Source organism: Paenibacillus sp. VTT E-133280, from assembly GCF_002264385.1.
Lineage (GTDB): Bacteria > Bacillota > Bacilli > Paenibacillales > Paenibacillaceae > Paenibacillus_AQ > Paenibacillus_AQ nitricinens.
The window spans coordinates 1-18997 of record NZ_NFUX01000097.1 but is presented as its reverse complement, the minus strand read 5'-3'; the positions used below and the strand labels follow the sequence as shown (position 1 = coordinate 18997).

11 protein-coding genes are annotated in these 18997 nt (G+C 43.0%); all 11 read right to left on the bottom strand.

Translation table 11 applies throughout. The annotated features are described in order from the left end of the window. Positions 1 to 242: 242 nt before the first annotated feature. Positions 243 to 1829 carry an extracellular solute-binding protein gene (locus CA600_RS28105; protein WP_094874418.1) on the bottom strand — a complete coding sequence of 529 codons (1587 nt, stop codon included), beginning with the start codon at positions 1827 to 1829 and terminating at the stop codon, positions 243 to 245. A 66-nt stretch (positions 1830 to 1895) separates the two neighbouring features. Then, positions 1896 to 2765, bottom strand: coding sequence for a carbohydrate ABC transporter permease (locus tag CA600_RS28100; RefSeq protein WP_094874417.1), 870 nt, complete (start codon positions 2763 to 2765; stop codon positions 1896 to 1898). Positions 2766 to 2778: 13 nt separating this feature from the next. Further along, complete coding sequence (locus CA600_RS28095; RefSeq protein ID WP_094874416.1) at positions 2779 to 3726, bottom strand: ABC transporter permease; 948 nt, start codon at positions 3724 to 3726, stop codon at positions 2779 to 2781. 292 nt (positions 3727 to 4018) lie between these two features. Then, positions 4019 to 4714, bottom strand: a complete 696-nt coding sequence (locus CA600_RS28090; protein WP_143812212.1) for an ABC transporter ATP-binding protein — start codon at positions 4712 to 4714, stop codon at positions 4019 to 4021. A gap of 92 nt (positions 4715 to 4806) precedes the next feature. Next, entirely contained in the window at positions 4807 to 5811 is a 1005-nt protein-coding gene (locus tag CA600_RS28085; protein ID WP_094874415.1) for a sensor histidine kinase, read from the bottom strand. Beyond that, on the bottom strand, positions 5808 to 6485 hold the full coding sequence (locus CA600_RS28080; protein WP_094874414.1) for a response regulator transcription factor: 678 nt from the start codon (positions 6483 to 6485) through the stop codon (positions 5808 to 5810). Before CA600_RS28080 ends, CA600_RS28085 begins: the two co-directional genes overlap by 4 nt. Positions 6486 to 6645: 160 nt before the next feature. Then, a complete protein-coding gene (locus CA600_RS28075; RefSeq protein WP_094874413.1) occupies positions 6646 to 11751 on the bottom strand; it encodes a golvesin C-terminal-like domain-containing protein in 5106 nt (1701 codons plus the stop codon). A gap of 266 nt (positions 11752 to 12017) precedes the next feature. Then, positions 12018 to 13226: an SGNH/GDSL hydrolase family protein gene (locus CA600_RS28070; protein WP_094874412.1), complete on the bottom strand. Its 1209-nt coding sequence runs from the start codon at positions 13224 to 13226 to the stop codon at positions 12018 to 12020. A gap of 17 nt (positions 13227 to 13243) precedes the next feature. Next, the gene (locus tag CA600_RS28065) at positions 13244 to 15475 is read right to left on the bottom strand and encodes an FAD-dependent oxidoreductase (RefSeq protein WP_179281766.1); all 2232 of its coding nucleotides are present in this window, start codon (positions 15473 to 15475) and stop codon (positions 13244 to 13246) included. 87 nt (positions 15476 to 15562) lie between these two features. Further along, on the bottom strand, positions 15563 to 17182 hold the full coding sequence (locus CA600_RS28060) for a response regulator (RefSeq protein WP_094874411.1): 1620 nt from the start codon (positions 17180 to 17182) through the stop codon (positions 15563 to 15565). Next, positions 17182 to 18921, bottom strand: a complete 1740-nt coding sequence (locus CA600_RS28055; protein WP_094874410.1) for a sensor histidine kinase — start codon at positions 18919 to 18921, stop codon at positions 17182 to 17184. Before CA600_RS28055 ends, CA600_RS28060 begins: the two co-directional genes overlap by 1 nt. Between the last annotated feature and the right edge of the window lie 76 nt (positions 18922 to 18997).

Sequence of the window (18997 nt, the reverse complement as noted above, 5' to 3'; positions counted from 1 at the left end):
ATAAGAAGAAACGCCTTCGGCGTCCTTTTTAAGGACGATAAGCGTTTCTTCGAAAAATAGAAGGATAAAGTATAAAGTAAAACTTATACTTTCTTATATTTCAATAAAGAGAGGGGCTATTTATAGCCACTCTCTTTGTTTAAAAGATAAGAATTTATATGCTTCGCGCATAATTGTTCCTTATCTTTCTCGCTGAAACGGTACCGTCCTTTAAAAGGACGGCGAAGCCGTTTCTACTTGATTTACTTGATTAAGCCCGCTTCTTTAAATTGCTTGATTACTGTGTCCTTATATTTCTGCATATCAAACTTGGTCTCCAACGTATTGAGGAAATTGTCCCAGTTAGAAAGAGGATCTTTGCCGGTCATAAATTTTACCAGACTTTCATTAATGAAACGTTGGCGGTCAGCTGCCAATGTATCGTTCGGGTCTTCGGTCAATAAATTCCCGGGTAAAGTAGGCGCTACGTATTTCTGATTGTTCTTAAAAGCTTCTGCCGTCTTAGGATTCTGGAAGCTGAAGTATTCAGCATCATCACCGCGACGCGGCATTCTATAATGGTCAACCCATAGGTACTTTTCTTTCATTTCCTTTGATAATTCGGAGGTTTTATTCTTAATCTTGCCGTCCACTACATCCCAATGAATACCTTTGATTCCGTATGCAAAATTCGGATATGCTTCTTCGTCTGTAAAGAGATAATTCAGCATGGACAAGATCCGAATGATTTTATCCTTATCCGCTTTCTTGGATATGGCCCATGAATTGCCTTGGAACGATTTTCTCTCTACAATTTGATCACCATAAGGACCTATCATAGGAGGAATGACGATCCATTCCGGCACCTCTCCACTGATTTCTTTCATTTTCTGCTGATAATCTGGTTCCAGCCTGCGGGCATCTCTTATCATGAAGCCAACTTTACCCTTAAATAACTTTTGGTCCAACAAATCGGGAGTATTCATCGTCACCCAGTCTGGATCTACAACTTTAGCTTCCATCATTTTATTGATATAAGCGAGTGCTTCTTTCATTTTTGGGTCGGTAAACAGGAACACCGGTTTATTGTCTTTCACATCAATGGCTGAGGGAGGATTGACGCCAAACATCCACATCAAACTATCAAAGCCGTAGGTTTGCAGATTGCCTTCTTTATTCATGCCGCCTATGAATCCGTAAGTATCGTTTTTGCCATTACCGTCCGGGTCTTTCTCTGTAAAGGCTTTCATAACTACGAATAACTCGTCAGGTGTCGTGGGCACTTCCATATTCAGTTTTTTCAGCCAATCATTGCGAATGAAGAAGCTTCGACTGATTCCGTTTACATTATCATAACCTGGAACTCCAATGGTTTTTCCTTGATAGGACATCGCCTCCCAGGAGTCGTTGCTAAAACGTTTCTGCAATTCAGGAAATTGATCCAGATACGGTGTCAAATCCGCAAGAACGCCTTGATCATAATATTGCGCGAGATCAGCCCGGCTCTTCAAGAAGATCAAATCTGGAATATCTCCTCCAGCTATGAGCGTATTTAATTTAGTCGTTGCTTGCCCGGATTGAGGAATCATCATTTCCAAGTCGATATTCACTGCTTTTTCTAACATTTGGCGTTGGATATCTTCTTCACGAGGAGGAATCGGAGCAGCAGCGTTGAAAGTGCCTTGGTTAAACATCGAGATTTTCAATTTGGTTTCAGACTTATTTGGCTCGCCTTGCGAAATACTCGAAGCTGTCGATTTAACCTCTTTTTTGTCCCCGCATCCTGACAATACCGTTCCCACACCGACCATTGCTGTCAGAATAGCCAATGTAATCGCTTTACGTTGCATAATGACCTCTCCTTTGCTTCTATATTATCACGGTTTCCCCGTAACAACTCAGGTTGGAATAGCTTTTTAACCTTTAACCGATCCCAAGAGTACACCTTTGGTAAAATGCTTTTGCATAAATGGGTAAACGATCAAAATCGGAACTGTAGTCACGACAACTGCTGCCATTTGTATAGCGAACGTACTAACAGCTCCGGTATTGGCAAGCGAATCAGCACTTTGTGTTGCGACGTTAAGCAGGATGTTGCGCAAGATCACTTGAAGCGGCATTAAGTTGGAATCATTGATATAAACAATAGCATCAAAATAACTGTTCCAATGCCCGACTGCGTAAAATAAGGAAATTGTGGAAAGGACGGGCAAGGACAGGGGTAAAATGATCCGCCATAACGACTGAAGCTCACTTGCACCGTCTACCCTCGCTGATTCCTCGATTTCAGCAGGCAATTGCTCAAAAAAGCCTTTAATGATCACCAGATTAAATGCACTAATGAGCTGTGGAATAATCAATACCCACGGACTGTTTAGCAATCCCAGAGAGCGGACTAGTAAATAAGTCGGAATTAATCCTCCCCCAAACATCATGGTAAAGACAATGAATAGTAAAAATGGGCTTCGACCCGGCAAATATTTTTTGGATAACGGATATGCCGCTATTACCGTAAAGAACACATTGAGAGCAGTGCCTACTATCGTTCGAAACAATGTAATTTTATACGCCTGACCGATACCATGAGAAATGAATACTTCTTTGTAGGCTAGAAAGGTAAAGGTTTCTGGTATAATAACAATTCCTCTTCTTAACACTTCCGATTCTGGCGTCACTGAAACAGCAACCACATATAGAAAGGGTAGTAAGCAAAGTAGCGCTAGCAAAATAAGAATAAAATAAACGACTGCTTGCCAGACTTTCTCTCCGATTGTCAAATTGATCATATTGATAACCACCTCACCAAATTTGCCCATCGAATTTTTTGGCGAGCTTATTCGCTGCCAACACTAAAACAAATCCGATGACCGCTTTAAACAATCCCACAGCAGTAGCCAAGCCAATCCTAAGTCGCTCGAGCCCTTCACGGTATACCCATGTGTCGATAATGTCGATCTTCTCTTGATTAAAGCTGTTGGCAAACATAAATATTTGGTCAAAACCAGCATCCAGAATATGGCTTAATTTAAGGATCAGCATCAGAATCATCACGCCTCGAATGCCGGGAAGTGTTACATGCCAAAGCTGTCTCCACTTGGAAGCGCCATCAATTCTTGCCGCTTCATATAAGCTTGGATCGATTCCTGCTAATGCTGCAAGGTACAATATAGCTCCCCAACCAATATCCTTCCATATTTCAGATAAGATGATCAGCAGTCTGCCCCAGGCAGGTTCCGTTAGAAATGAGATGGGCTCAACACCAATTTCCTTGAAAATCATATTAAAAAGACCATCCCCTGGGGCTAATAATGCCACCATCATTCCATAAACAATGACCCATGATAGAAAGTGGGGTAAATAAGTGATCGTTTGTACGATTTTCTTAAACCATTGGGTATAAACCTCATTGAGCAGCAAAGCAAGTATGATAGGAGCTGAGAAACCGAACAATAGCTTATAAAGGGATATGATAATCGTATTTCTCATGATGTCCCAGAAATAAACGCCGTTCATAAAATCTGTGAAATTTCTAAATCCCACCCATGGACTATCCCATAGTCCCAATGCTAGGTTATAGTTTTTAAAAGCAATAATGATTCCCGCCATAGGAATGTATTTGAATACGGCAAAGTAAACTAATGCCGGGAACAAGAGAGCGTACATCACTTTATACTTTTTTATCGTTCTTATCCATGAATTCCGCTTTTTGGTGAGGGGAATGGCGTCCGCTGCCAATTTTGCTTGCATATCATCACCTCGTCTTTATTTATATTTGTATAATAGCATCCCACTACCCGGATAAATTTCTGTGATTTCAAGAATTTCTTATAAGATATTAAGTAAGTACAGCCTTGGAAAATCCCCATCCAATAGGCATGATTATCTTGCATTAAAGTTCGTACAATAAAACTGACCCGAAAAGTTTAAGTATAGACCAAACACAATCCTGAGGTCCCAAACAAAAAAAGCCCTAGAAAAAATTGGGCTTAATTGAGTCATGTTTTTTATATAATGCATCCACGTATTTTATTTTCCATTACTAAAAACTACAATATGAGCAAAAAGGCGTCCTCCAGCGTGAGAGGGTTACCTTTTGCTTCTCCAATGTTCCATCTGCAACGATTGTTCCATGCTTAATAATCACCACATCATCAACAGTCGCTGCAAGCTCTCCCATTAGATGACTGGATAGTAAGACCGTGTTTCCTGACTCAGCATGTTCACGTAAAAATGTCCGAATCCAGCGAATTCCTTCGGGGTCAAGCCCGTTTACGGGTTCATCTAAAACCAATATTTTGGGGTCACCAAGCAGTGCAGCCGCCATTCCAAGTCTTCTCCCCATGCCAAGAGAATAATTGCCAACTCTTTTCCCAGCTGCATTAGTAAGGCCTACGATTTCCAGAACCTCCTCGACACGTGAGCTAGGCAATCCTGCGGCACGAGCAATCCAACGCAAGTGTGCCCGTCCGGTCCGCATACGATGAGCTCCAAAGCCATCAAGTGCAGCACCTACGGTTGCTAGAGGATTATGTAATTCTGCGAATGGCTTTCCATTAATGAAGGCACTCCCTGAGGTGGCACGATCTAATCCAAGCAGGATGCGGAGTGTAGAACTTTTACCTGCCCCATTGGGACCTAGAAACCCAGTTACCCTACCGGGTCTAGCATTAAAACTGATACCAGATAAGATTACTTGTTTTCCGCGATGTTTGATTAAGTTATTAATGGTAAGCAACCATAACACTTCCTTTCTGTTATGGTTCTTATTATAAAGAAGCAAAGTTACATCCCGGCTATCAGCCCGTTTAATTCTGGGTTAACTTTAGGTTAAGCTCGGCTAATAGCTACTTTTGTACCATTTTCATTTGATGTAAAGTCAGCTTTCAGCTTCATTTTTTGCAGCATATAATTTGAAGCCGATAAACCAATCCCTGCTCCACGCTCATAGGAGAAGTTATCCATACCTGGACCTTTGTCTGCAACGATGATCTGTTCTTTTACTACATCAACCACAATGTTTGCATATTCCCCCTCTGCTGCATGGCGAAGAATATTCTGAAATAGATTGTCCAGAACCCGTGTCATCCATTGTGGATCGGCCTCCCAATAAAAAGTCTCCTCTGCCGGTAAATCCACATCGATCTGAATTTCTTTTTCTTCAAATACAGGATACCATGCTGCAACAGATGCTCTTACTAAACGTCCAATATCTGTTGAAATGGGTACAAAAGGATGTTTCCCTGATGTAAGCAAAGTGTAGGAAAGTAAATCATCCATCAGATCTCCGACTCTGGTAATCGTATGATTCATCTCTGTTAAGGAGTTTTGTCCTTCTAAACTTACTGCTTCTTTATTTAATCTGGTGACATGTCCTCTCAATATGGTAAGTGGTGTTCGTAAATCGTGAGATAAATTCGCAATGAGCCGATGCCGTAATAATTCTTCTTCATATTCCCGCTTGCGACTGTCTTCAAGCTGCTGAATCATCCAATTAAAAGAACTTCCCAACTGGTCTATTTCATCCATACGATCACTTTGAACAGAAATCGGTTTAGGAAAGGAGTTATGATTAGCTGAAAATGACATGACTTCCTGTAAGCAGGTAAGACGTTTACGAAGTCTCAAGAAGAACAGCCAAGAGGAGACAATAAATGCGACAATAATAAAACCAAACAAAAATAGTGTAATGTAAAATGGATTTAACGTCAGAGGTTCTTCATTGACAGAAAACCCAAAGAAGGTAAAGAAGAAAATAAGCACAATTGGAGGAAGGAAGATAAATAGAAAATGCACTTTTAGAAAACGGCGAAATAATGATCTGCTGTGTTTCATAGCTTCACCCGATAGCCTATTCCTTTTAACGTTTCAATAATCTCTTGTGAATCTGGATGACGTTCCAACTTCTGACGTAGTCGATGGATATGTACCATTAGTGTCTTATCACCGGTTATGTACGTTTCTTCCCAAATGGCTTCATAAATTTGTTCTTTTGGTAAAACTTGATTAGGGTGGCGTAAGAAGTACATTAAAATTTGATGTTGTTTCCCTGTCAGTATAATTTCTTCTCCTGTGGGCTTGTCATATACCATTTGGAGTCCTGGATCTACTTCAATATGATTACCTAACGAAATGCGTCCAGAATATGTTCTGCCACTTCGGCGGATTAATACTTCTAATCTCGCAACTAATTCATCCGTATGAAATGGTTTCGTTAAATAATCATCAGCAAACTGTAACCCATCTACCTTATCATTTATCGATGTTCGAGCAGATAACAGCAAAATAGGAACAGCAGGAGCTGCCTTTTTTAATCGTTTTCCTACAGTAAATCCGTCTAACCCAGGTAACATGATATCCAAAATAACGATTTCATGCTGATTCACTTCTTTTTCGGCTCCTTCACCAGAAAGCAGCCACTGAACTGAAAACCCCCGCTGCTCCAATTCTTCTTTTACCCATTGGCCTATTTTCTCATTATCTTCAATATATAATATGTTTCTTTTCAAGTAACAACCCTCTCTCTAATGGAGTTCACTATTAGACAGATTAACACAATCTAAAGAATCGTTTCCAGTTAAGACCATTTTATCGTTTGTTAATATAGTTTCATAAAAAAGCCGAATGGATCGGTCTCATCCACTCAGCTCATAGGATTATTTTACGATATCACTTATCACTTACCGTTGTTCCGCTTCCATTCAGAAACTCACTGCTATTATTCGAAAGTTTCGGTTTACCTGGCAGACCAAACAATACCGGACTAACGGAATGCCGTTCGAACTTGACTGCATCAGCCCTCGTATAGATCATATCAGCAGGCAGAGTTGGGGGATCTACCGTTGTCGGAGTAACCCTGGTTAAACGAACATACTCGCTGCCGTCTCCTGTAAAGTCGAACGTTCCTAGATTAACCCAACCCGACGAGCCGACGGTTGCATCGATATACGTGACCTCGGTAACCGACTGATGCTTCACTTCCACTTTGACATAATTATCGTTTGCTGTCGTATGGACGAGCTTGTAGATGGAGACCGTATATTTCCCCTCTGGAAACTGGCCTTTCCACGTCGCTGATGATCCTTGAACGGTAGAGTAACGGGACTTAACCCCAATTTTGTATCCGGCTAAATTGCTTTGGCTCCAAGACCCTTCTGTCGTGTACAACCCAGTCGTATTCGTACTGTCGACAATAACCGTTAAGTCCCTGATCGCAATTATCAAAGGCGATGTTGTTAAGGTCACCCCGTCAATCGTTACAGTGGCCCATACCTCAATGTGATCTTTTTCCCCGTCGAGACTTAGAAGAGTCAACAAACCGCTACTGTCCACTTCAGCCAGATCGGTTCGATCAACGAAATACTGCACATTTGCCTGTGATAGATCACCAATCAGACCGTTATCCAAATAGCCGGTTACGCTCAGTTGTGCGGTTTGAGTCATCTGCAGTTCGTTCCGATCCGACAGGATCACCGCAGACTCCAATTGCGGCAGCTTGTTCGGGTCCACCCACATCATGGCATCGGCAACTACCCGTGACTTATTGGCCTTATTGGTTAATTCCACGTACCCGTTATCGCCTGCTGCAAAAGGATAAGCACCCAGATGCACCCAAGTCCCATTGGCAGCTGTTTCATCAACGGTAACCGTCTCGGAGCCTCCGCTATAATGAACGGTAAATGTGGCATTCGTTGCCCAATTTTCACTGGCAGCGGTTATTTGCGGAAGCTTGTAATACACACTGTAAGTAACAGTTTCCGGCAGCTCAGGCCGCCATACTATCCTGCTTGTCGCTGTGCCTGCAGTCGATTTGGAATACACATAGTTATCATAGTAATAGTCGTTAGCCGTAGTATCCCGTATCCAGACGCCTTCTGTCTCTGCCTCCGTATTATCCACAATGATAGATGAAGCCTCCTGCCAATCCGGTTGAACTGGAGTTTCGGTTACCTGATCAGGCAGATAGAGTGTCCGTTTGCGAGTCTGTTTCCCGTCCGATTCCACATAATAAGTGAAGGTTTGGGATAAGTCGTTCACCCGTATCGACCATTCCATCGGATAGATCGTATCTGGAATGGTCGTATACGTAGCTCCGCCATCCAAGGAATAATGGATCGTCGCCGGTTTCGTTGTTTTTGCCTGCACATAAGCATCGTAGGCCGTTTCGTCGGGCTTGACGATCAGCATGCCTTTAACCGCATCTATTGGACTGTGGATATCGAAGAAATAGCTTGCATCCGATAGATCAGCAGTTCTGATCTGGTGCAGCGGCACCTCAATGTTGAGTCCTTCTACAATGATAGCGGTTATTCCCTTGCTTGAAACCTTGGCTTGAATGATTCCGCCACTCATAACCGCTTGCTCTGGTGAGCCATTGTCGCGGATGATGGTTACGGTATAATCTTGTGCCGGGTTGAACCCAATGATTTGCGAATTCAACTCAATCGGAGTCTGAACTTCAGCTGACGATTCGTTGCTTAACCCGATGTAGAATTTATTCCCGCTCTCTCCCGTTATCCAGTTCAATTGAGGGTGGTTGGTCTGAATAATCCCCTTGGGCATCCAGAGCCAAACGTCGGAGTTACCATAAAAATGACCTGGTTTATTTCCATAGAGGTGATATTTGAACCATAAAAAATTAGTTTCAAATACAGAAGGAAATGTAATACTACCATTCGATTTCAACGATTGCTCGCTGATCAAATAATCCATCGTTTGCCCGAGCTGTCCCGGTATATGGTGATAATAGATGGATGTAGCGCCGCTTGGACCTTCCAGAGGGAAATTTGGCTCCAATTGACTAATGGCGAAGCCCTTATAGTAATAACCTGGATAGCTGGAATATCGTCCGATGACCGCATTATGAGCAATATCCTGCAGCAGTTTATCACCTGTATAGAGCGACAATCTCAGCATGAATGGAGCTTCCTGCGCATTCATCCGATAATAGCCAGTTGTACTTCCCGCTTCAAACGTCAATCCATTGGGAGAAACAAGCCAACTATCCGCTTGTACGCCTCCGGCTACATCTTCTGGGAGCTTGATCCGAGGATATTGATATTTACCACTTTCCGGCCAATGGAACGACTCCGCGTAATTATACGTCTCAGGCTGCGGAATCGTAACGGCACCTTCTGGAACCGGACGAGCAACGAACATCGTTGCATACCGTTTGGCTTCTTTATAAGCGGCATTCAAGTATTTGGGTTCCTGAGTTTCCTCGTAAAGCTCCAAGATCTCCATCCACAGCTTGCTATAATAATAAATGAACTCATTTTTACTCACATTTACGGATGCAGGCGTATCAATATGCTGCATGATATAGCTGTCGGCTGCAGCCTTGGCAGCCTGTAAATACTGCGCATCTCCCGTCATACGATACATCATCAGGGGCTGAATGACAGGACCCCGGTCTTTCTGGTCAGGATCACGCACGAGGTACTCTTCCTGTGCCAGCGCCCCAATTCCTGCCGAAGTCCCCATCATCTGATGGACAGCGGCTACGCTTGAAAAATCGAACGGCAAGGATGCCATTTTCCATAACGACGGCACACCGTATACTGGCTTCTGCGTCGGTGACCATCCAATTCCATTTCGCGATACACCGTTCTGGATGGACGGCAGCGCTCTCGTATCGTAAAGCTGGTCGTCTCCGGTCAAATAGTAGGCTCCCAGAAGAACTGCATTCGATGTGGTTCGAATGCTATCCTCGTTCTCAATATCAATAAATCCCTTGGCTCGATTCCACCAGCCGCTTGGCGACGGGACATAATTAACAGAGTCGTCCCCTTGCGGCTCTATCTTAAGTAAATCGATCATATTGAACATCGCGTCAGTAAGCGACTGATCGGATACATTTTCCCGGTATGCGGAATAACCATACTCATTGCAAAGAACATCCGCGTAGGACACATACAATTTGCTTTTTTGAGCGATTAGTCCCATATGAAATTGATAAGTGCTTTCTGCGGCCATTTTCGAATAAGTCCCTAATTGAGGAGCATACAAGATTGGCTGCACGCTGCCTTCATTGTTGACAAGGCTCATGCCAAGCCTTTGTTTCGTAACACCTCCCGTCGGTTCAAATTCCACCGGAAGCTCATCCGAAGGTACAAATACCCCATACGTCAATGGATTCCCCGAACCGTCATTCTTTTCCACAAGACTCATCGGAGCGCTCAGCTCCCTTAAGCTTGTTGATTCGACTGAACCTACCATTTTTGCATGTGACCTGAAACCATTTAACACTTCATTGACGCCTGAGATTTGCTCTGTTGTGAAAGACTGATAGCCGATCACATAATTGCCATCCCGGAGGGGTGTAAAGGCGAAGGAAACATCAGGTTTGTCCCCTGACATGGACCAGTTCACTTGTAAATCGTAATCACTTCCATGTGAAGTATCGGTTAATATCGCCGTGTGGCTGTCAGGGAAATCGATCTCGTCGAATGTAATCCAGCGTTTGTTCATCGTATCGTAGTAATTGGTTAGACTCCCGGCATTCCCATCTAATATGACCCACTGCTCTTCAAGTCTTTCCGCCACATTATTGACAGGCACCCAGTTCCCCGTATCCGTGTCCTTGTAGAACAAATCACGAACGATGGATTTGCCACCATCCCAAGCTGCTTCATAGAAGGTTGCTTTATAGCTGGCATTCTCGATACTGCCTTTTTCCGTGTAACTGAGATTCGCCAATGTACGGCTGCGCAGCGGAGGCAACGGCGGAGCTTGCTGCCGGATGTTCCCTTCAAACTTGACCGCATCGGCCCGCGTAATGATCTTTCCGGTCGTAGGTTGCGTTCGAGTCAGTCTGACAAATTCGCTATCATTACCACTGAAATAATAGGACCCCAAATCAACCCATCCGGCCGATGGGCCCGACGAAGGCCTCAGATCCATAAACATGACATCCGTGATCCCATTGTGAACAATTTCAATTTTAACATTACTGTCTGCTTTATCCGCCCAATCAAGCTTGTTGAATGAAATTTTCGCCGTCCCTGCTTCCAATCGCGGATTCCATGTGATGCTTCTTCCTACTGCATCGGTAAATTTGGAACTGGAATTATGATAACCCTTCACTCCTGTACTTGTAGTCCAATAAGGAGCGGAGAACCCGTTATTTGCGTTATCTGCATCAGTGGTGACGACATCATCAATCGTGATGCTTCCATCATCAATGATGATCGTCTTCTGCGGCTCTTTTTGCTGAATATTCCCTTCGAACTTGACCGCATCTGCACGAGTAATTATCGTGCTGGTTGTACTGGTAGACCGAGTTAATCTAACGAATTCTTTACCAACCCCGGAAAAATAGTACTCTCCCAAATCCACCCATCCCGCAGGAGCACCAAATGAAGGTCGCAAATCCACAAAGAAAACATCCGTCGTTCCATTATGAACGATTTCGATTTTTACATTGCTATCTGCTTTATCTTCCCAGTTAAGCTTGTATAATGAAATTTTCGCCGTTCCCGCTTCCAATCGAGGATTCCAGGATATCGTTCTGCCTGCTGTACTCGTATATTTAGAACTGGAGTTATCATATCCCTTCACCCCTGTACTTGTGGTCCAATTTGGAGCCGAATAGCCGTTGTTCTCGTTATCCACATCAGGTGTCACAACATCATTGATCGTGATGCTCCCGTCATCGATGATAATCGTCTTATACGGTAAGGGCTCTGCGTAAGCGGTCCTTATCCCGACTAGGCTGAAAGGAACTACTATCGTCACAATGAAAACGATTAAGAAAAACAGCTTCCTTTTTATCATACAACTCACAGCCTCCCTTATGTTGATAACGCTTTCAAAATAATGGTGCCCTCCTTTGTTCGAAGATCGTAAAGAAGCAATTAGCCTTATCCTTCTGGCTAATCCTCTCGTTTTTATCATAGCATGTCACATCACTGTGAAATTTCTTTGATTTCAAGAATTTCTAATAAGATTTTAAGCAAAAAAGAAACCTATATCATAACTGACTGCAGTTGAGCGGTCAGTTATGATATAGGTTTACCAATTGTAAAATGCCTAATGATTAATTATAATGGCGGCTGCACCAATAACAACTTCCCAAGCTGAATCACCGTTTGATCATACCAATCTGGATGCTTTCTAACGTGCTCTCTACTTCGTTCATTGCCGCATGCCTCAAACACGGCCGCTTTGTCTGTTTTCTCGGTATCGATTTCAAAGCGAACTGTATGTTTTCCATTCGGGAGCTCCGGTAAGAATACATACTGATTTCGATTATGATCGTTGTGTAGTGTGAATCGATCAACAAGAAAGGGTTCCCCACCATCCACTGACACCTTCAATCTGCCAGAATCAGGCCCCCCGATATCGAATAACCCGATATGGGTTCCCTCGAACTGCACTGTGATAGCCTCTCCAGGATCGACTGCTCGCCATAGACCGGGGAACAACCAATTGTACTCACGCACTAAAGCAAAATCATCGGGCGTCATGTATGACCATCCTGCGGAAAAAGTAGTATGACTATCTAATGAAAGCATGGTTGCATACTCCCAAGGATTAGCTGGAACTAACGGATTCTGAGGGAAGTGATGTACTAACCTTCCCAAATGATCTTGAAGTTCTCTAATTTTCTCAAATGACCGGGTGATAGTATCCGTATAGATCTGGTGTCCTTCGGGAATAGTCGGATGGATCGAATCATGCGTAAAAACAACGGCTCCGGAAATGGACACGTCTTCCCTTGAGGTAAAAACGAGTTTTCCCTCCGACACCAAGTGACTGACCGCTACACCCAGATGAATTGAAGGAATACCATAATAGTCGGCCACTTCCTCTTGCATCAGAGCCCCCTTCTGGTATTCACCAGACTGAAATAAGGCCACATCCCGCTCCTTCAGCGTATAAACGAATAAGATATCGGTAAACCGGCTACGTTTGCGGATCTGGCGGACAATCCCTTCGATCCGCGCCTTGGATTCGGGATCTCCGCCATCGTTACCGACAAATTCAACAAATACTAGATCAGGCCGATGACGCAGTACATCTGTCTCCAAACGGGCACAGCCCAAATCCGATCCTGTCCCATTAATGCCTGCATTCACAGAGCGGATCTCCGCCTTAGGATATTTTTCACGAAGCCAATCCGCCGTCATGACCCTGTAGCCTTCAGAACGGGTATTACTACCGCCGAAATAGACGATTGTTACGGTATCCCCATTTTCCAATTTCTGAATTATATTGGGGAGTCCTTTACGAGGGAATAATTCCTTCATCGCGACCTCACCTGACCTCATTTATCAAATTTAGGAGCAAACCATTTTACAGCAAACACTTCAAAATAAGACGAACCATAAGTTGCACAGAAATCGAAGCGGATTCGGGTTACATCTTTCGCTTTCACCTTATGTTTATTCAGCGTGAGATAATTTCCACGAGTTATGATTGTCCTATCGGTTCCGTCTTCTAAGGTCAAGGTCATATCATAGTCTTGAATAAGGGACTCGATCGGGTCGTTGAAATGCTCCAAATCCAACTGTGAATTGAAGACGAGATGGATTTCGTCTACATTTTTGGGGCTTGCAAAACAGAATTCCAACCATTCCTGTTCTTCCGTACGTTCAGAAATCCAGCCGTTCGGTAGACCATAAGGTCTGGAGAAGCCGTTGACGACATTCTCGGGATTATACATATTCTGGGTTGGAAATAGCTCCTTAAAGCAAATGCTCTTATTGAATTTCTTCAGCCTAGAAGGTTCTTCCGGTCTATAATAGAAGCTAACCGCTCCTGTCAATTTCTCTTCATTGACGTAGACAGCAAGGCTTGCCGTACCTTCCAATACGATGTAGATTTTATCGTCAGCCGGTCTCTTGCAGCCCAAGTTAAGCGTAATCCAGTCGTCATGACCGGCTGCAATAACCAAGCGGTAGTCTTTTAACTCGCTGGTCGGAATATAATTTTCTTTCCGTTCCCCGCCAAACAGCTTCACCTGCAAAGTTTCCGAATGCTCGGACCTGTTTTTAATTTTGATGCGTACACTTTCCGCCATGGATGTCTGTATCGGCAAGACTAAACATAACCCTTTCTCCAAGGAAATCTCTTCGGTTGGATGAACATTGTCATAGCTGCGCTGAGACGAGGCACGAATAGTTAATCCATCAGCAAAATAAGGATTCAATTCCTCTTGAAGCCCTACAATCGTTTGCCCGTCTCGAAGCAACAGCTCTTGCAGTTCTCCCATATGAGCTTCGACTATCGTAGCGGGGTCCACCTCATATTTCAAACATAACGAAGCAGCTGTTCCAACCGCCTGACCCATACAACCGCAGGTTGCCATTACCCTCGTAGATCCAAATGCCACATGGGTAGCACTTATATTGCGGCCAGCGAACATTAGATTAGGAATATTTCGTGAATATAAACTGCGGAAAGGGATATTGTACAAGCCAGGCACGAAATTCCATGCTGTAGCCGGCCCCTCATCATAGATGCCTTTAGCAGCATGTATATCCATATACCATCCCCCGACGGATACGGCATCTTCGAAATGCGGCTTTGCTGTAAGATCGTTCTGAGACAACATGTGATCCCCAATGAACCGCCTTGACTCCCGTTTTCCCGGGATTGGGCATACATAATCCAAGATGAGATTGTCCACATCATCAAATTCGCCGCTATTTTTGATATAATCCCAAATTCCGTACACCAATTTCCGCAGTTCCAATGCGATGTCTTCATTATTCTTGATAATATCCATATGTCCGCCGTATTCCAGCCACCACAATCCGCCAAGCCCGTTGATTTTTCTAGGTAAAGACCGATGGTTTAAGCCTTTTCTGATACTATCAAAAAAGGCCAACTTCGTAATATCATATGCAAAGCCTGGTCTTTTGTATGGAACGGAATATTCTACGTCACGGGCTTGAAACAGGATCGTATCGCCCATGGTGAAATGGTCCGCCACTTCAGGAGCCAATTCTTCCTTATATTCATGCTTCGCTTCTCTCCCCCAGCGGAAGAGAGCACCTGCTTGATATCCGACAACTCCATCCCCGGAGCAATCGATGTAGGTTCGGCTTTCGAAACGGAATTTTCTTTCGGAAGCCAATTGAAGGCCCTCCACCCATTTAATTCTGCCGTTCTCCATGCCCGTTTCATGCACGCATGTATTCAGAAATAGAGAAATGTTAGGTTCAGCATAAACCATATCCAACAAGACCGTATCCGAAAGCGAAAGCATCAGCTTCTTGTTGTATAACGGATTATAGTGAAAAATCTTCAACTTGAGTTCTTCCACCAATCCGCCCTCGCGTGCATAATAGGATGGACTGTTTCCAAGATATGCTGACCCGTTGATATGAACTCTGACCTCGCTGCTCGCATTTCCCCCAAGAACCGGCCGATCATTAATAAGTGAAACCTGCAGCCCTTGGCGTGCGGCAGCAATGGCAGCGCATATCCCAGCAATACCTCCGCCTACGACGGTTACATCTGCTTTAATAAGCTCCATTTTGATAACCTCCATGATTAGATCCTTCTATCATGGTAAGCTTTTTGATGCCTTTTTTTTTACATGATTTCACGAGAAATTTATACATTTTTTGCAACCTTATTAGGATTCATACCGTGTCATTTTTATCCGGTATTGCTTAGGCGTATCACCCGTATATTCTTTAAATAATTTGCAAAAATAACCTTCATTCACAATTCCTACTTCCTCGCACAATTCCAATAAAGAATAATCCTGAACATTTAACAGCTCGAGAGCTAAGTGGATTTTTTTGCGGTTGATGTAGCTGATAACGCCCTCGTTCATTGTTTTTTTGAATAAGCTGCTAAAATACGATGGAGCTAAATTCACTTCCTCGGCAATCGCCTCCAGCGTTAATCTCTGTTTCAGGTTTTTCTCTATAAATCGCATAGCACTCATGATTTCTATACGATGTAAAAGTTGGCCAGCGTGTACATATTCGAATGTGAAGTCGCCAATATAGGCAAGCTGCTCCCGAAATGTCATGAATTTTATAGGAAACTCTGATACATCCGTGGTCAACGATTTCCCCGATTTAAATTTCGCAGTAATGTCTCTGTACAAGTCTTGAAGCATAGGTGCCATGATAGACTTATGAATTTTATAATTCGTCACAAATTGATTTAAATCAGAGAGTTCTTCCTCCAGCTCTTCCTTGGAAACTTTCCTTTGTACCCATGTGAGAAAATCAGCCAATTTCAGCTGAAAGGCCTCCTTTTTGTCATTACGGTATTGGAACCGATGCATGGGGGTTTTGACTACTTTCTCTTCATGATAATAGAAATCCTCACTCACGTTATTAGCTTCCATGTAAGCTTGTTTGATGGATTCCCAGCCTCGGTGCGGACCTCCAAAAGCGACGGATACCCTTTGATTCAGATATTGATGTAAATGGGAGACGATCTGACTGCCCAATGAATGGCAAGCATATTCCGTGTCCATATCACTGCGATTATTTTCCCAGGAAAGAAAGCCAATAAAACGATTATCGGATAGATCTACAGCTACACCCCTGCCACCATTCACCACAGTTTCTTCGATTATATTCGTAATCGCATATTTCAAAATGTGTTGATCTGACGCTGAATAATCGTTCCGGAAACTTTCATACAGATTCATTTCAACAATGAAGCAGCAATAGTTGGCTTGAAAGAAATGGAATTGCATGCGATTGGCAAAATCCGATGCCCGATGAGAAGGGATTTCGCCTCTGATAAGCTCGTTAAAAAATTGCTTGCGGACTCTATATTTATTTTCAAGCACGGATACGTTTAACGATTGAATTTCCGCTTCTTTTTTCTTAACCTCATTTAAAATCCCGGCTGCCTTATCTAAAGCGCGAACTAAATCCGCTTCCCTGAGCGGAACCTTAACAATGTACTCCAATACGTTGGCTTGAATAGCTCTCTGGGCGTATTCAAAAGATGAATAAGCGGTCAAAAGTATGTATTGGGTATGGGGAAGCTTTGGTTTTAGCTGCTCAATCATGGAAATTCCATCCATCCGCGGCATAACAATATCAGATATTACGATATCCGGTTTAAGCTTTGCGATCTCCTCTATCCCTTTCAGCCCATTATTCGCTTTTCCCACTAAATGAAATCGCTTATCTCTATGGGAGAGCTCGTTAAAAAACAATTCCAATCTCTGAATGATTAGATCTTCATCGTCAACAATGAAGCAGGTGTAGTCTCTCACCATCATGCATCTCCTTTAAACGAGCCTGCTGGGAATAAGGCTTGAACACGGGTTGTTTCCTTAGGTATGCTTATGATTTGGAGCCCGAACTGTTCACCATAGTGAAGTCTTATTCGGTCATGAATATTATTTAACCCGATTCTTTTCCTTTTCACTTCCACATCACTCGGTTCTGAAATCAAAACATGCTTTATTTTATCAGTTGGAATTCCCTCGCCTTGATCCACTACTTCTATGATGACGTTGCTGCCCTCCCTGTACGCATGAATAGTAATAGGGCCTTCGATCCCCCCACCGTTATAACCATGGAAGATACTATTCTCCACAAGGGGCTGCAGCAGCATTCTAAAAACTGGGAAATCTATTAAATCTGCTTCGATATTTTCAATCAAGTGAAAGTTCCTGTTATAGCGGATGTTCTGGATCGCGATATAGTCCGATACATTTTGCAATTCCTGACGCAGTGATACCTTCTCCGAAGCATCAGCTATCCCATATTCCAATATTGAAATGAGAGACTCGATCACCACATCTACTTTCTCTATTTGTCCGAGTCGTATGACATTGCTTATAGAACCAAGCGTGTTATACAGAAAATGAGGGTTTATTTGAGACTGAAGCACTTGGATCTCCAGCTTCCGCTCAAGTTCATTATGTAGCTCTGCTCCCCGTATCAGTTCCACAATTTGCTGCAGCATACGATCGAATGCTCGGGAGAGATCTCCAAACTCATCGTTTCGGTTAATCGATATTGTAGTTGTGAGGAGGCCTTGCTCCACCCGCTTCATTTTTGTTTTGAGCGCATAGAGAGGGGTCCTTATATATTTGGCAATAAAAAAGGAAATGAACAGACTTAAGAGAAGACCAGCAGCTAGAAGCCCGATATAATAGGTTTCTAATCTGGACAAAGCAGCTTTCAAGCGGGATTCATCGTTGATCGAGATGAGGGTCCAGTTGAATTTCTCAGTCGGTTTTTTCAGAAGGGAGACCGCAATGCCATCCTTGGTATGCAGTTGAAGGCTTGTTTCTGTAGTCTCCAGAATTTGTTTCGCTGACGTTTCACCGATTGAAAAAGTATGATCTTGAATATTTAAGGGTCCTTTATTTTCCGGAAATCCGGCAATGATTTTTCCTGATGCGGTGATTAGAGCCAAATCCATTTGTTCTTTTTTATTAATCTTGAACAAGGTCTCTTCAATGGCATTTAGATCCAAATCTACCGCAATGGCCATAGGAAACGGAGCACTGTTCAGATATCGAACCATCGTAACGGTCCAGCCGGAATATTTAGATTTGTAAGGATCACTGACAAATGTAGTCCTTCTGTTCTTGTCAGCCGCATCAAACAAAGGTTCTCTTTCAGCTAAAGGTTCATCGAATATTCGGGTAGGTGTACTCCCGCCTAGAATGGATAAATCGCTTTTGATCAAATAAATATTACTGACGTAATTACTGTTGAGTTCATACAGCTCTCTTAATTGCTTTTTAATCACTTCTGTATTCTCAATGTTGGCTTTCACCGATGTTTCGACCGAGAACAGGATCGTCTGGAAGGAGGAAAAATTAACTGTGAAATACTGATCTACCTTGTCAAGGATTTGGTTGGTGTAATAAATGTCAGTGGTTCTTATTTCCTTTTGGACATAGTGATAAGACAATTGGCTTATCAAGATTATGCAGCTTAATACAAATGCAAACACGATAAAAAATAACTTTAAAGGCAAGCTGATTCTTCTTCGCATCGATCATCTTCCTTTTAAATCTGTTTTAAACAAATAATAGCATATGATAAGAAGAAACGCCTTCGGCGTCCTTTTT